Origin of the sequence: Micromonospora sp. NPDC053740, from assembly GCF_040677775.1 — a bacterium.
Lineage (GTDB): Bacteria > Actinomycetota > Actinomycetes > Mycobacteriales > Micromonosporaceae > Micromonospora > Micromonospora alfalfae.
Genome location: NZ_JBFASO010000001.1, coordinates 647,149 through 661,758 on the forward strand (window position 1 = coordinate 647,149; position 14,610 = coordinate 661,758).

Annotated in this window: 13 protein-coding genes; 2 read left to right on the forward strand and 11 right to left on the reverse strand. The window is 71.1% G+C overall.

Features of this window, described 5'->3' with window-relative positions; genetic code table 11:
• Positions 1-20: 20 nt before the first annotated feature.
• Positions 21-2,894, forward strand: coding sequence for an FAD-binding and (Fe-S)-binding domain-containing protein (locus AB0K35_RS02850; RefSeq protein ID WP_363883310.1), 2,874 nt, complete (start codon positions 21-23; stop codon positions 2,892-2,894).
• A 68-nt stretch (positions 2,895-2,962) separates the two neighbouring features.
• Here the strand turns inward: AB0K35_RS02850 and AB0K35_RS02855 are convergent, their stop codons facing one another.
• From AB0K35_RS02855 to AB0K35_RS02870, 4 genes are all read right to left on the reverse strand, one after another.
• The gene (locus AB0K35_RS02855) at positions 2,963-3,886 is read right to left on the reverse strand and encodes a SpoIID/LytB domain-containing protein (protein ID WP_357360309.1); all 924 of its coding nucleotides are present in this window, start codon (positions 3,884-3,886) and stop codon (positions 2,963-2,965) included.
• A 6-nt stretch (positions 3,887-3,892) separates the two neighbouring features.
• On the reverse strand, positions 3,893-4,777 hold the full coding sequence (locus AB0K35_RS02860) for a peptidase inhibitor family I36 protein (RefSeq protein ID WP_238667862.1): 885 nt from the start codon (positions 4,775-4,777) through the stop codon (positions 3,893-3,895).
• Between the two features lie 35 nt (positions 4,778-4,812).
• Complete coding sequence (locus AB0K35_RS02865) at positions 4,813-5,676, reverse strand: peptidoglycan-binding domain-containing protein (RefSeq protein ID WP_238667863.1); 864 nt, start codon at positions 5,674-5,676, stop codon at positions 4,813-4,815.
• A gap of 207 nt (positions 5,677-5,883) precedes the next feature.
• Positions 5,884-6,912, reverse strand: a complete 1,029-nt coding sequence (locus AB0K35_RS02870) for an NBR1-Ig-like domain-containing protein (RefSeq protein ID WP_363883313.1) — start codon at positions 6,910-6,912, stop codon at positions 5,884-5,886.
• A 138-nt stretch (positions 6,913-7,050) separates the two neighbouring features.
• Here AB0K35_RS02870 and AB0K35_RS02875 point away from each other — a divergent pair, with 138 nt between their 5' ends.
• Positions 7,051-7,467 (forward strand): hypothetical protein, encoded by a 417-nt coding sequence (locus AB0K35_RS02875; RefSeq protein WP_238667865.1) that lies wholly within the window; start codon positions 7,051-7,053, stop codon positions 7,465-7,467.
• A gap of 69 nt (positions 7,468-7,536) precedes the next feature.
• Here the strand turns inward: AB0K35_RS02875 and AB0K35_RS02880 are convergent, their stop codons facing one another.
• From AB0K35_RS02880 to AB0K35_RS02910, 7 genes are all read right to left on the reverse strand, one after another.
• Positions 7,537-9,570 (reverse strand): hypothetical protein, encoded by a 2,034-nt coding sequence (locus AB0K35_RS02880; protein ID WP_363883315.1) that lies wholly within the window; start codon positions 9,568-9,570, stop codon positions 7,537-7,539.
• Between the two features lie 175 nt (positions 9,571-9,745).
• Positions 9,746-9,892, reverse strand: a complete 147-nt coding sequence (locus AB0K35_RS02885; protein ID WP_238667867.1) for a hypothetical protein — start codon at positions 9,890-9,892, stop codon at positions 9,746-9,748.
• Between the two features lie 132 nt (positions 9,893-10,024).
• The gene (locus AB0K35_RS02890; protein ID WP_238667868.1) at positions 10,025-10,666 is read right to left on the reverse strand and encodes a GNAT family N-acetyltransferase; all 642 of its coding nucleotides are present in this window, start codon (positions 10,664-10,666) and stop codon (positions 10,025-10,027) included.
• Positions 10,667-10,827: 161 nt separating this feature from the next.
• Entirely contained in the window at positions 10,828-11,652 is an 825-nt protein-coding gene (locus tag AB0K35_RS02895; RefSeq protein ID WP_363883318.1) for an ABC transporter ATP-binding protein, read from the reverse strand.
• 26 nt (positions 11,653-11,678) lie between these two features.
• On the reverse strand, positions 11,679-12,782 hold the full coding sequence (locus AB0K35_RS02900) for an iron chelate uptake ABC transporter family permease subunit (RefSeq protein ID WP_238667870.1): 1,104 nt from the start codon (positions 12,780-12,782) through the stop codon (positions 11,679-11,681).
• Positions 12,779-13,567 (reverse strand): class I SAM-dependent methyltransferase, encoded by a 789-nt coding sequence (locus AB0K35_RS02905; protein ID WP_363883320.1) that lies wholly within the window; start codon positions 13,565-13,567, stop codon positions 12,779-12,781. Before AB0K35_RS02905 ends, AB0K35_RS02900 begins: the two co-directional genes overlap by 4 nt.
• Positions 13,564-14,568 carry an ABC transporter substrate-binding protein gene (locus AB0K35_RS02910; protein ID WP_363883322.1) on the reverse strand — a complete coding sequence of 335 codons (1,005 nt, stop codon included), beginning with the start codon at positions 14,566-14,568 and terminating at the stop codon, positions 13,564-13,566. Before AB0K35_RS02910 ends, AB0K35_RS02905 begins: the two co-directional genes overlap by 4 nt.
• Between the last annotated feature and the right edge of the window lie 42 nt (positions 14,569-14,610).

A 14,610-nucleotide genomic window follows, 5' to 3' on the forward strand; every position in this document is an offset into this window, starting at 1 on the left:
GCTCCCGGGAGGATCCGCCGATGAGACCCGTCGTACCCGTGCCGCCGCCCAGCGCGGCCGGCGCCCGCGCCCGCGCGGTCGCCGAACTGCTGCGCTCGCACCTCGATGACCCGAGCCGGGCCAGCGCCGAGCTGCCCCGGCGGCTGGCGGCGGCGCACGATGCCTCGCCGTACCTCTTCGAGCCGCAGGCAGTGGTTCGCGCCGCCTCAGCCGCCGAGGTGGGGGCGCTGATGGCCGGCGCCCGGGAGGCCGGCGTGCCGCTGACCCTGCGCGGTGGCGGCACCAGCCTCGCCGGGCAGGCCGGCGGCGCGGGCGTGCTTGTCGACGTCCGCACCGACTGGCGGCACGCCGAGGTCCTCGACGACGGCCGCCGCATCCGGCTCCAGCCGGGCCTGACGATCCGGCAGGCCAACGCCCGGCTGGCCCGCTACCGACGCCGCCTCGGCCCGGACCCGGCCAGCGAGGCCGCCTGCACCGTGGGCGGCATGGTGGCCAACAACTCCAGCGGGATGACCTGCGGCACCACCGACAACGCGTACCGCACCATGGAGTCGCTGCGTTTCGTGCTCCCGTCCGGCACCGTCGTCGACTCCGGCGCCCGCGACGCCGACGACCGGCTGCGGGCCGACGAACCCGAGCTGCACGCCGGGCTGCTGCGCCTGCGCGACCGGGTGCGATCGACGCCCGGCTCGCGCGCCACCATCGAGCGGCTGTTCGCGATGAAGAACACCATGGGGTACGGGCTGAACTCGCTGCTCGACCACAGCACCCCGGTCGAGATGCTCGCCCACCTGATGATCGGCAGCGAGGGCACGCTCGGTTTCGTGGCCGAGGCCGTCTTCCGTACCGTCGAGATCCACGACCACGCCGCCACCGGCCTGCTGATCCTGCCCGGTCTCACCGACGCCACCGACGCGCTGCCGGCTCTGCTCGCCGCCGGCGCCCGTACCGCCGAGCTGCTCGACGCGGCCGCGCTGCGGGTCAGTCAGCGCGACCCGGGTGCGACTCCGGCCCTGCGCGGGCTGACGGTCACCGGGCACGCCGCGCTGCTGGTGGAGTTCGCCGAGGACAGCGCGGAGCGGTTGGCAGCGACGCTGGCCGACGCCCGGCCCGTGCTCGACCGGCTGCCGGCCGTCACCGGCACCGAGCTGACCCGCGACCCGCGCGAACGGGCCAACCTCTGGCACCTGCGCAAGGGCCTCTACACAGCCGTCGCCGGGGCCCGCCCGCCCGGCACCACGGCCCTGCTGGAGGACGTCGCGGTGCCGATGCCACGCCTGACCGGCACCTGCGACGGGCTGATCCGCCTGTTCGACAGGCACGGCTACCCGGACGCGGTGATCTTCGGACACGCCCGGGACGGCAACCTGCACTTCATGCTGACCCAGTCCTTCGACACCCCGGCCGAGATCGACCGCTACGCCCGGTTCACCGACGACATGGTCGACCTGGTGCTCGCCGAGGGCGGGACACTCAAGGCGGAACACGGCACCGGTCGGGCCATGGCACCCTTCGTCCGCCGGCAGTACGGCGACGAGCTGTACGACGTGATGCGCGAACTCAAGCGGTTGTGCGACCCGAGCGGCCTGCTCAACCCCGGTGTGCTGCTCAACGACGACCCGACAGTGCACCTGCGGCAGCTCAAGGCCGTCCCGACTGTCGACCCCGAGCTGGACGCCTGCGTCGAGTGCGGCTACTGCGAGCCGGTCTGCCCCACCGCCGACGTCACCACCACGCCGCGCCAGCGCATCGTCCTGCAACGGCAGATCGCCCTCGCCACCGCCGCCGGTGACGAGGAGCGCCGCCGGGAGCTGACCGCCGACTACGAGTACGCCGCGGTGGACAGCTGCGCCGCGGACAGCCTCTGCGTCACCGCCTGCCCGGTCGGCATCGACACCGGGGCGGCGATGAAGCGGCTGCGCGCCGAGCGGCACAGCCCTCGCGCCCAGCGGACCGCCCGCACCGCCGCCCGGCACTGGAAGGCCGCCGTGACGGGCGTCCGGGTGGGACTGACCGCCGCGCACGCCGTGCCGACGCCGGTGACCCGCGCCGCCAGCGGGGTGATCCGTGGGCTCGGCGCCACCGAACTGGTGCCGTTGTGGAGCGACGACATGCCGCGCGCCGGCGCGCCCCGCCCCACCCCGCGCAGCGCGCCGGACGCCCAGGCGGTGTTCTTCGCGGCCTGCGTCGGCAGTCTCTTCGCACCCGAGGACGGCTCGTCCGGCGGAACGGCGGCGGCGTTCCTGCGCCTCTGCGAACTGGCGGGGGTGCCGCTCGTCGTACCGACCGCCACGGCGGGCCTGTGCTGCGGAACCCCGTGGCAGTCGAAGGGTTACCCCGCCGGTCACCGTGAGATGGCTGAGCGGACGCTGGCCGCGCTCTGGGTGGCCAGCGACGAGGGTCGCCTGCCCGTCGTGTGCGACGCGTCATCGTGCACACACGGGCTGACGCAGCTGACCGCCGCGCTGGCCGAGGAGGACCAGGCACGGTACGGCGCGCTGCGCTTCGTCGACAGCGTGACCTTCACCGCCGAGCACCTCCTGCTGGCGCTGCCGCAGCCCCGGCGACTGGGCTCGCTGGCGCTGCACCCCACCTGCTCCACTGTGCATCTGGGCGGCATCGACGACCTGCGCGCGGTGGCCGGGGCGGTCGCCGACACCGTCACAGTGCCGGACAGTTGGGGGTGCTGCGCCTTCGCCGGTGACAGGGGGCTGCTGCACCCCGAGGTCACGGCCGGCGCCACCGCGGCGCAGGCCGCCGAGATCAATGAACGCGACCACGACGCGTACGCCTCCTGCAACCGCACCTGCGAGATGGGCATGAGCCGGGCCACCGGCAAGCCGTACCGGCATGTGCTCGAAGTGCTCGTCGAGGCGGTCGAGCCGCCGGCGTAGCCGGGGCGTACCCATGGGCGCGCCGCCCGCCGCAGAGCTGCGACGGGCGGCGCGGTTGGTGCGTCACCTCAGGAGAGCGCGATGTCGCTGTAGTAGTAGCGCAGGATCGCCTGGTAGTTCTTGCCCTGGTTGGCGAGATCACGCGAGCCGTACTGCGACAGCCAGTCCCCGTCCACCCAACCACCGCACGCGGTCGTCGTCGCGCAGTAGTGCGCCCGCAGGATGTTGCCGCTGCGGGTCATCCGCGCCGACCAGGTCCGGTCCACCGCGGCGGACGTCGACGACTGTGCCGACGACGGCCGGTAGACCTGGTCGCCGGTGTCGTCCCGGACGTCGTAGCACTGTCCGCCGGACGTCTTCCGGGTCGAGTGCAACGCCCAGTACCAGGCGTAGCTCTTCACGGCCATCGCACCGGCGTCCAGCGAGGCGGCCGGCCAGCTCGTGATCCACTCGTTCGGGAGGACGTTCTTGACGTACGTCTTGAAGTCGACCCGATCGACTCGCCCGAGACTGACCCGGTAGACGAGGATGGTGCTCGGCAACTTGCTGTTGGTGCCGTCGGTGCTACAGCCCGTCGGCCCGCTCACCAACTCGTGCGAGGCGTTGTTGTTCTTCAGCGTGGCGTTGAGGTTGCCCTTCGCCCCAGAAGCGAAGTCCTGGGTCGCACCGGCGAAGTTGCTGTTGAAGTAGACCCGCACCGTCTTGCCGGTGCGGTTCCACACCGACGCGGCGTTGTTCTTCACGCACAGGCCCTTGCCGCTGCCCGCGCCCTTGAAGTCGTAGCAGGTCGGTTGGGTCGTGCCGTAGTCGTCAAGTGAGTCGGTGAAGTCGGAGACCGAGCCGGCCTGGTTGCTGTTGTAGTAGTAGCAGAACTCACCGCTGTCGCAGGCGCCGTCCCGTGCGGCCGCCGCTGCCGGCGAGGCGACACTCAGGATGGAGGTGGACATGGCGAGGACGGCGCCGACGACGGCGAGGCTCTTGCGGATATTCACGGCGTCCTACTTCTCGTTGTAGCCCTGGGAGTTCCAGAACGCGGTCGGGTCGGCGTTGTCAAGGGTGGGGTCGCCGACGCTGACGGCCGCATGGGTCTGCCGGCCGGCCCGGACCTCGACGTGGGTGTGCGCGCCCGAGCTGGAGGACACCCCGTGCCACGACTCATCGGCGATGATCTCGCCCTTGCTGATGGCGTCACCCACGCTCACTCCGGACTTCGGAGCGGTGTGCAGGTAGATCACCGACTTGTTGAGCGAGGAGTTGTAGACGGAGATCGTGGACAGGCCGCCGCTGCCGGTGTTGCCCCGCGCGACGTAGATGACCGTTCCGGAGACCAGGGCGCGCACGTCCGAGCCGACGCTGCGGGCGATGTCGATGCCCTCGTGCCGGCCGGGCGTGGTGGTGTAACCGTCGAAGCCGCAGGTGACAGTGCCGCCGCTGGCCTGGTACAGGGCGTACGACAGGTTCGTGCGCGTCGACGGCGAGAACTGGTGCGAGGCGTTGTTGTTCTTCAGCGTGGCGTTGAGGTTGCCCTTCGCGCCGGCCGCGAAGTCCTGGTAGGAACCGGCGTAGCCGCTGTTGAAGTAGACGCGCACGGTCTTGGTGCTGCGGTTCCAGACCGAGGCGGCCTCGTTCTTGATGCACAGGCCCTTGCCCGCGCCAGCGCCCTTGAAGTCGTAGCACGAGGGCTGCTCGGTGCCGTAGTCGTCGAGCGAACCGGTGAAGTCCGAGATCGACCCCGCGTTGTCGCTGTTGTAGTAGTAGCAGAATTCGCCGCTTTCGCAGACCCCGTCCCGGGCCGCCGCCGACGCGGGCGATCCGACGCTGAGGATCGAGGTGGTCGCGGCCAGCGCGACGCCGACGGCGGCGAGACTCTTACGGATGTTCATGGTGTCCTTTCAGAAACGGTGAGGGGGGGTGCGGGTCACTGCCCGCGCTGGTACTGCTCCCAGGTCTTGATCAGGACCTGGGGACCGTCGTCCGGTCCCTGGTTGGCCAGGCCGTTCATGCCGAGGTAGTAGTCGCCGACCTGGTGCTGCGCCTGGCTGGACAGGTCCGTGTCGTTGATCGCGTTGGCGTGGATGTGCCACGGCCAGTCGCCCTGGTTCGGGTTGCGGACCCAGGCGGCGAAGCCGACCTGACGCAGGGCCCGGGCGACGGCGGTGCGCTTGGTCGCTGTCATGCCGGTGACCGAGATGTCCACCACACCCCCGCCGTCGTGCGTACCGGCCGAGGTGGGGTCGCCGCCGGGGTTGTACGAACCCTGGTCGAGCACCAGGGGGTAGCCGAGCAGACGCTGCGCCTCGGCCAACATCGCCTGGGTACGGGCGTTGACGACGTACCCGTCCCGCGGGACCTTCGCGCCCGGACCGATCGTGTTGGCGACTGTGTAGCGGTTCAGCCCGAGCTTCGTCAGCGACGTCGTGCCGGGCAGCCCGTTCGCGGCCAGCCCGGTGTAGCCGAGGGAGCGTTGGTACGCCGCGTACGCCGAGACGGTGACGGTGCCGAAGTAGCCGTCGACCCACTGCGCGTTCAGCAGGCCCTTCGCCTGCAACGCCTGCTCGACGGCGAGCACCGAGCTCTTCGCACCCGGGGTCAGTGTGTTGTCGGCGCGGCGGGGGTCGATCTGGGCGGCCAGGACGGTGGCCTCCATGTCCACTACCGGCCGCGCGGCAGTGGTGACGGTTCGCTGCGCTGTGGCGTCGGATGTCGCGGCCCAGGCGTGGGCCGGGACGCCGACGGCCACACAGAGCGCGGCGATCCCGACGGATAACCAGGGACGGCGCACTGTCGATCCTCCTCGCAGTTGGTGAGTCGTTCGGAACGGACATCACCTTGCGAGAAACGGCCTGCTGTTCGGTACCCCTGCTGTGCTGTCAGATCCGTCAGGACGGCAGCGACCTCGATGGATGTTTTGTTGTCAGCTTTGGTGACACCCGGGAGCTGACATCGAGCGTTCACATTCTGACACCGCGCCGGGCGACCGGAAGCGCGCTCAGGCGGTCACGGTGACCATGAAGTACACCGGCCGGCGGGTGGGAAAGTACTCCTGCCCGTTCTCGTCGACCATCTTCCAGCTGACCCAGCACTTCCCGGGACGGCTGGGCGCGGTGACCTCGACACTGATCATGACCTGCTCGTCGGGCGGTGTGTCACCGATCGCCACCCGGTCCGGCACCTGGCAGCCGTCGGCGTCGGCGGTGGGGTTGGTGCGGGCGAGGAAGCGGTTGTGCCAGGCGACCTTCCCCACGTTCTTGAGGGCCCACACCTTGACGAACTGGGTGTTCACCCGCACCCGGGTGCCGTCGGGGATGGTGACGTCGGAGATGAACTTGCTGGAGTCGCCGGGGATCAGCGAATCTGAGAACGCCGACGCTGACGGCGACACCGACGGTGTGGACGACGCCGCCGCGGTGCCGGGGTCGTCCCGGGACGACCGGCCGCGGACGATGACGCCCAGGACAGCGACCATCGCCACCACCAGGACCACCGCGGCTGCGGCGAGCCACGGCAGTCGGTGCCGCCGCGCACCCGCGACGTCCTCGTCGGTCGGCGGATAGTCAGTGCTCCGCAGCGTGTTCTGCTCCTCCGGCGACGGGGCCGGGACGACGGACACGACGGGCCCGTGGGTCTGCGAGGCGTCGGTCCCGGTGTCGGGCTCCATTCCACCAGTGGTGATCGGGGTGTCGGCGCCGGGCGGAGATTCGGCGCTGACCGGCGCGACAGCATCGTCCGCGATGCCGTGGACCGACCCGGGGCGCTGCGCGTCCTCCCATCGACATCGCCACTGGGCCTCGTCGGCCTCGCAGGCCCGGACGAACTCCCGGACCGTTTCCCAGGAGGGGAACCTGGTTCCGGCGGCGGCCTCGTGCAGCGTGGTGTGCGAGATCCGGCCCGAGCGCCCAGCCATCTTCCGGAACGACGGATCACCCACGCTGGTCCGCAGGGTCCGTAGCTGTTCGGCGAACCTCTCGGCGGCCTGTCTGTCCTGAATCGGCTCGGCGGCGGAACGCTGTTCCTTCATCACTCCCCCATGTCAGACGACGTTGTCAGGCGTTGTCAGAGCGTGTCAGAGGGTACCGAACGGGCCACGGCGGCCATCAATGTGGTGCATCGACGACACCGGGGGCGACGGTCCCCGGTGCATTGAAGGAGGTCACCGATGAAGAACCTTTCCCGCCGCGGCGTACGCGTCCTCGCGGCCGCCGGTCTGGCTGTGCCCGCGACGCTGGCGTTCGCCGGACCCGCGCACGCCGAGACCAACCCGCGCTGCGTCGACTCGGTGCAGATCGGCGCGACCGCGTACGTCACCGTCGGCGGTCAGACCGCGGCTTCGGTCAAGCAGTACAAGGGCTGCGGCAAGAACTACGCCTACACGTACGTGTGGCAGCAGTACCGGGCCAGTCACGGCTCGTACCAGGTCTGCACCTCTATCGTGACCGGCAGCACGCTGCGCGACCTGCAGTGTTCCAGCGGCCCGGAGGTCTGGTCCTCGGGCGCCAACACGCTGTCGGTGTGCACCCGGGCGCTCGGCGGCATCTCGGACGTGGCGCAGAAGGAGACCGAGGTGCGCTGCTGACCTGTCGTGCTCGACGTATCCCGGCGGGTGCTGGCCGTGCCTGCGCTCCGCCGGGTCACGAGTCTCAGGTCACGGGCAGGGTGTCCGCGCGCAGACGTCGACGACCTTGCCGGTGAGCAGGAAGACCGCCTTCTGCTTCTGGGCTCCGGCCTGGGCGCGGGGGAACTCGTGCGGATCGTCGCCGAACTCCGGTCCGACCGGCGCGAGGTTGGTCGGCGGTGGCGCGTGGGCCGCGCCGCTGTTCCAGATCACGATCGCCGAGCCGGCGTACGGGTAGCGGCGGATCGGTGTGATGCCCCAGTACGGGCGCACGTCCAGTGACCAGCCGTCGGCGAGCGCGGGGGTGTGCAGGCGCGCGCCGATGGTGCGTGCCTGCACCTCGGCGGCGGCGGGCGAGACCTGGTGGTCGCCGAAGGCCACGTGCATCAGCACCTGGTGCGCCGGGGTACGCGGTAGTGGCCGGTCGGTCATGTGCTGGGCGTACCCGTTGGCCTCGGATCTGTCCCACAACATCTGCAGCAGCGCGAGGATCAGTTGCTGGTCGACGGTGTCCGGGTAGTAGCCGTCGAGCACGCTCTGGAACGGTGCGAAGTCGACGCTGCGTTGCAGCAGCGTGGAGTAGTTCATCGCCGGTACGCCGAGCACCGACCGGGTCCAGTCCTGGGCGATGGCGGTGAGCGCGCCTCCGTTGATGCCGCCCTGGCTGTTGCCGTCGTAGTGCAGCCCACCGGCGCGGTTGATCAGCGGCCGTGCGGTGGCGTCCCGGAACGCCGGGTGGGCGGCGAACCCGTCCGGGTGGATCATCGCGCGGCCCAGGAAGAGGAAGTTCAGGAAGCTCTGCTGCAACCTGTCCGCCACCGCGGGGAAGACGCTGAGGTCGGTGAAGGCGCCGGCCACGAAGGGGACGTCGGCGGCGGCCATGCCGATCCAACTGGTGGCGCAGAAGGTGAAGTTGTGGGTGTTCGACATCGTCTTGACGTTGCCGGCGTTGATCTCGGTCGGTCGGCCGAGCAGCCCGTGGCCGTAGAGCGAGAGGTGCGCCGGCCGCGCGGCCGAGGCACTGCGCGGGATGTTGCAGACGAAGTCCGCCGCCACGGTCGCCCCGGACGGCGTGGGCAGAGCGTTCGGCGTGGGCGGCGTCCCGGCGCCGCCGGCCGGGCCGTAGTGCAGCCGGGAGCCGGGCCCGCCGTCGCCGGTCAGATAGGACGGAACGCCGATGGTGCCGGTCACCTGCCGAGCGATCAGCGGATCCTGCGCCGGCGCATAGTCGGTCACCTGGGTGACGGTGACCGACGGCGCGGCCCGGCCGAGGTCGGCGAACGCGTCGTCCCGGACCGCCAGCATCCGGCCGGTCAGCCCGTGCCGGCTGGCGACCGTGAAGTCCCAGGCCAGGTAGAGGCTGTGTCGTTCGACGCCGGTCCGAACCAGGTCGGTGACGACGCGCCTCACCTGCGGCCCCCGAGCGTCCCGCTGCTTGCGGCCGGCACCGGTCAGGTACGCGGTGAACGCCTTCGGTGCCGGGATCAACGCCCGGTTGCCGTCCCGTAGGCCGCGCAGCCCCACGACGTAGCGGGTGCCCTCGGTCAGCGCCACCGCCGGCCGGATTATCAGCAGCTGCCGGTCGGGCTGACCGGTGGCGTGCGCGTCCAGCTCGGCCCAGTAGGGTGTGCGCTCACCGGTCCGGGTGTTGAGCAGCACGATCGGCGCGTCCGGCGCCAGCGATCGGCCGATGTCGGTGACCGGCGCGATCCCGGTTGCCGCGGCGTCGAGGCCGGGTACCCGCACCAGGATCGGCGAGCCGGGACTGAACCCGTCCTGCCGGTTCCACTCCGTCGGGTCGATCGGGGTTCCCTGCACGTTGGCGGGCATCGCGGCAGCGGCGAACCGCACCCGCTTGCCGGTGGGGCTGCTCCGGTCCGGCACCGTGAAGTAGTCGTTCGGGAACGGCAGCAGACAGGCGGTCGGCTCGATCGGGTCGCAGGACGGCTGCCCGACCGGAGCGGGGGCCGGTGGCGGTGCGGCGGGGGCTGCCGTGCCGAGCAGGACGGCGCCCGCTGTCACCAGCACGGACACGGCGAGACGGAGCCCTCTGGAGGTGGTCACACGCATCTCCTTCGACGCTGGACGGCAGATCGACGGGTGGCGTTCTTCCTACGCTTGTGAAACAAACTCAGCAAGCAGGTTCCGTGCGGGCGACAGGCTCACGGTCGGTGGCCGGCAGCCCGATCGTGCTCAGGCTGCCGGCCACCGACCGCACCAACGATGACTCACGGAAAGGTCACGCGGTGATCACCGGCCAGGCGTAGGCGAGCAGGGCGCAGGCGGCACCCAGAAGCGCGAGCGAGACACCCCTCGTGGGCAGCGGCAGGGCGGCGAGCACGATCAGGATGACGGCGATGACGTACAGAACTGCCTGGGCCGACATGTTGTTCTCCTCGATCAGGGGGGCGGGCGGCTGCCCTTCACCCGCCGAGATGCCCCCGGGCGTGATCGCGGAAACGTCCCGCCGATCACGGTTCGGCCCACAGTGGTACGACCGGCTCGTCCGGCACAGCGCCTACGTCCGGAGAAGAAGCGCCTCAGCGCCCACCGGCCGGAACCCCGCCGCCTGGAAGGCACGCACGCTGCGCGCGTTACCGGCGGCCTGCTGGGCCCAGACCGGCTGACCGTCGGGCACCAGATGTCGGGCGGCCGTCGCCAGCGCCCGCCCCAGGCCCCGGTGGCGACGCTCGTCGTCGACCTCTATCGCCGCCTCCCACCGGCCGGCCACCCCCCGGCCGAGCACGACCACCCCGCCCTCGACGGCCCAGACGCGGACGTCGTCACGGCGCCGACGGGCCCTTACCTCGCGGGGATGATCGCCGTCCGCAAGCTCGGTCAGCCGCAGCGGGGGCGGCCCGGCAAGGCAACTCGCGACGGTCAGCAGGTCGATCGTGTCCATGGACCGCCGGGTGCGGTCGAGCAGCGCACCCAGAAAGCGCGGATTCATCGTGGCCGCCAGGGAGTCACAGTCGAGGGTGGCCAGCGTACGACGTACCCACTGGGGATCCTCGTCGGTGAACACCACCGAGTGTCCGGTGAAGGCGATGACTCCGGCGTCGCGGCGGCTCGGCTGCGACACCACTGTCGTCCCGCCGTCAGGCGGCGGGAAGTGGCCGCGCGCCGCCGCGTCCAGGATGTCGCTCAACGTACGGTCCATTGTCGTCTCTCCTCGGTCCCCGACCGCACGGCGGCCGAAGGCGGACACGGCAACGCGCTCCCCGCCCTTGCCACAGTGCGGACCAAACAGTGTTCGGACATCCTCGCGTGTGAAGTACGGATCTGTGTGCCGCGGCGGCTCGGCCCGCGCTCCGTCGGCGCCTACGTCGCCTGGCTGCGGTACCAGATCCGGGGCCGGCCGTCAGCGGCGATGGCAACGTCCGTCCGCACCTGATACACCTGCTCGATCCGGCCGGTGGTGAGAACCTCGACGGGCGTACCCGCCGCGACCACTCGTCCACCGTGCAGCAGCACCAGCCGGTCGCAGTACTGCGCGGCCAGATTGAGATCATGCAGGGTCACCACGACGGTGCTGGCCGACTCCGCAAGGAATCGCAGCAACTCCAGCTGATGCCGGATGTCCAGGTGGTTTGTCGGCTCGTCGAGCAGCAGCAGATCCGGTTCCTGCACCAGAGCGCGGGCCAGGTCCACCCGCTGCCGCTCACCACCGGAGAGGCTGGACCAGCGCCGCTGCTCGAACCCGGCCAGGCCCGCCTCGGCGAGCGCGCGCCGCGCCAGGTCCACATCCGCGGCGCCGACCCCGGCGAGGCGTGGCCGGTAAGGGGTCCGGCCCAGCAGGACCACCTCCAGTGCGGACATCTCCACGTCGGTGGCCACCTGTTGGGTGACCACTGCGATCCGCCGAGCCAGCGCACGCCGGGGTACCGCGTCCACCGCGACGTCGTCGAGCAGCACCCGCCCGGACTCCGGCCGGGTCAGACCGGCAAGTAGTCGCAGCAGGCTCGACTTGCCGGAGCCGTTCGGCCCGAGCAGCCCGACCGTGGCGCCCGGTTCGGCGGTGAGCGCCACCCCGGCCAGGATCCGCACGCCGGCCACGCCCCATCCGATCCCGTCCGCGTCCAGCCGCGCCGGCAACGCTCCCGCCGGGTACTGGTCACCGCCGGTCGCCCGACCACTGTCGCCCACTCCCCGACCGGCAGCGCCCGGCGCGATCACGGCGTACCCGTCCGGCGTCGCATGACCAGCGCGAACACCGGCACCCCGAGCAGCGCGGTGAGCACGCCCACCGGCAGCTCCTGTGGTGAGAAGACGGTCCGCGCCACGGTGTCTGCCCAGATCAGGAAGATCGCGCCGATCACCGCGCAGGCGGGCAGCAACGTCCGATGCCCGGAGCCGAACAGGAACCGTACGGCGTGCGGCACTGTCAGCCCGACGAAACCGATGGCACCGCTCGCCGCGACCAACGCGGCCGCCATCAGGGCGGTGACTGTGAACAGCAGCAGCCGGGTGCGTCCGGGAGAGAAGCCGAGCGATCGGGCGGTATCGGTGCCGAACGCGAACGCGTCCAGCGCCGTCGCGCTGGCCCAGCAGACCAGCAGGCCGACGCCGACAACCACGGCGCTCAGCGCCACCGATGCCCAGGAGGCCGCCGTCAGCGAGCCGAGCAGCCAGAACGTCACGCTACGGGTGTCCTGGGTGTGCGCGTCGGAGATCACGATCAGGCTTGTCACCGCGCTGAAGAGCTGCGAGACGGCCACCCCGGCGAGAACGATCCGGGTCGGCTCGCCGGCCCGCCGGCCGGCCAGCAGCAGCACCGCGCCGAACGCGGTCATGCTGCCGACGAACGCGCCGGTGGTCAGGTCGACCGGGCCGGCGCCGATCCGAATGCCGAGTACCAGCACCGCCACCGCTCCGGTGGACGCGCCGGACGAGACACCGAGCAGGAACGGGTCGGCCAGCGGGTTGCGCGTGAGCGCCTGTAGCACCGCCCCACACACCGCCAGACCGGCACCGACCAACGCGGCCAACAGCACCCGGGGTAACCGGAGATCCCACACGATGCTGTCCGGCAACGGCGGTAGGGGCTGGACCGGGAGGCCCACATGGCTGGCCACCGCGCGCAGAACGCTGTCGATCGGCAGATCGGCCGAGCCCACGCTGACCGCCGCGGCGATGGTGACCAGCAGCAGGAGCACTGCCGACGGAAGGACGTACCGGCCGTTTCTCGAGATGCCGGTGCGGGGTGGCGGGTCTCGTCGGGTCGACCCGTGCGGGCCGCTCGCCGAGACGAGGGATCGTACGACTCGCGGGTTCATCGGCGGGCGAACACCACGTAGTCGTCAAGGTACTGCCAGACGGTGCCGACCTCGGCGAACCCGGCCGTGCGAAGGGCAGCCAGGTGGAACCCCAGTGCCGCCGGGGCCTGCGGCGGTCGGTCGGCGAACCGCCGTTCCCGCTGGGCTGCCAGCCCGGCCAGTTCCGGGTGTCGGGCCGCCTCGGCGTACCAGGCGGAGTAGGTGAGCGCTCCGGCAGCGAATGTCTCCTGCTGCACCTGCGCGTCGTGCCGACTGGCGATGTCGCGCAGGGTGGGCGCCGACTCGTCGTAGCGGAGGTGGTCGGCGTTGAGCAGCACACCACCGGCGGGCAGCAACCGCGCCGCGGTGGTGTAGACCCGCAGCAGTTGCTCCGGCGCGAGCCAGTGCAGTGCCGTCGAGGTGAGCACGGCGTCGATCCGCCGTCCGGTCAATGCCTGCTCCCAGCCGTCGGCCACCAGGTCGACGTCGTGGACCTCGACCCGAGGGGTGTACCGGTCCAGGGCACGCCGCGCGACCTTCAGCAGGATCGGGTCGTAGTCGACCGCGACGGCGGTGGCACGGGGGAACTGGGCCAGGATCCGGTCGCTGATCGCACCGGGACCGCAGGCCAGATCGAGGATCGCGAGATCGTCCGGGCAGTGCAGCCGCAGCACGTCGGCCATCGCGTCGAACCGCAGGTCGCGGTGGGCCACGTAGGCGGACTGCTGGTCGTTCCAGAGTTCGAGCAGGCGGCGGGCGGCCGACTGGTCGAGCGCGGCGACATCGGTGCCGGCCGGCGGGGTCATCGGACGGTCCCGTGCAGGTGGGCACCGACCAGTTCCGCCGCCTGAACGCTGCGGATCGACGGATCCATCGACGAGCCGGGCACTGTGACGAATCGTCCGGCGACCACCGCGTCCAGCTTCGACGTCACCGGGTTGCGGCGCAGGAAGTCAATCTTCGATTGGGCACTGTCGCCGTCTCCACCCCTGGTCAGATCGGCCAGCACGATCACCGCCGGGTTGCGTTTGGCGATCTCCTCCCAGTTGCCGGCCGGCCACTTCTGGCTGGCATCGGTGAACGTGTTGCGGGCGCCCAGCAGCGAGCTGATCGCGTCCGGAACCCCGCCGTGTCCGGCAACGTACGGGGTGCTCGTTCCGGAGTAGTACCAGAGGAGTGACGGTCCGGCGTTCGGCGCGGCCGTTGGCATCGCACGTCGGGCGGCGTCCAACCGACTCTGCTGCTCGTGGATCAGCTTGTCGGCCCGCTCCGGCACGCCGAAGACGCCGGCGATGTCGCGGATCTCATCGAAGATCCCGTCGAAGGTGACCGTCTGGGTCGCGTCCGCCGGCTTCTCGCAGGCGAACCCGGAGAGGTACGCCGGTACGCCGAGCGTGGCCAGGTCAGCGCGCGAACCCGCGGCGTCCGGCGCGTACGCCGAGGTGTAGGTCGAGTAGACGAAGTCCGGATTCGCCGCCCGGACCGCCTCTCGTGAGGGGTAGAGCTTGGCCAGCACCGGCACCTTGTCGTAGGCGGGGCGCAGGTCGGGCAGCACCGGGTCGGTCTGGTAGCTGGTGCCGACCATCCGGTCGGCGAGACCGAGGCTGAGCATGATCTCGGTGGCGTTCTGTTCCAGTGCGATCGCTCGCTGGGGTGGCGCGGCGACGGTGACCGGCAGTCCGCAGTTGGTCAGGTGGACCGGGGTGGCCGCGTGGCCCTGCGCGACCGGTGCGGCGGCTCCACCGTCGGAGCAGCCGGCCGCGGCCAGCACCAGGCACATGCCCACCTTAATGAAAACGGTTTTCATAGGCGTGAACATAGCAACAGGGCCTCCGCGGCCTGGCAGTCG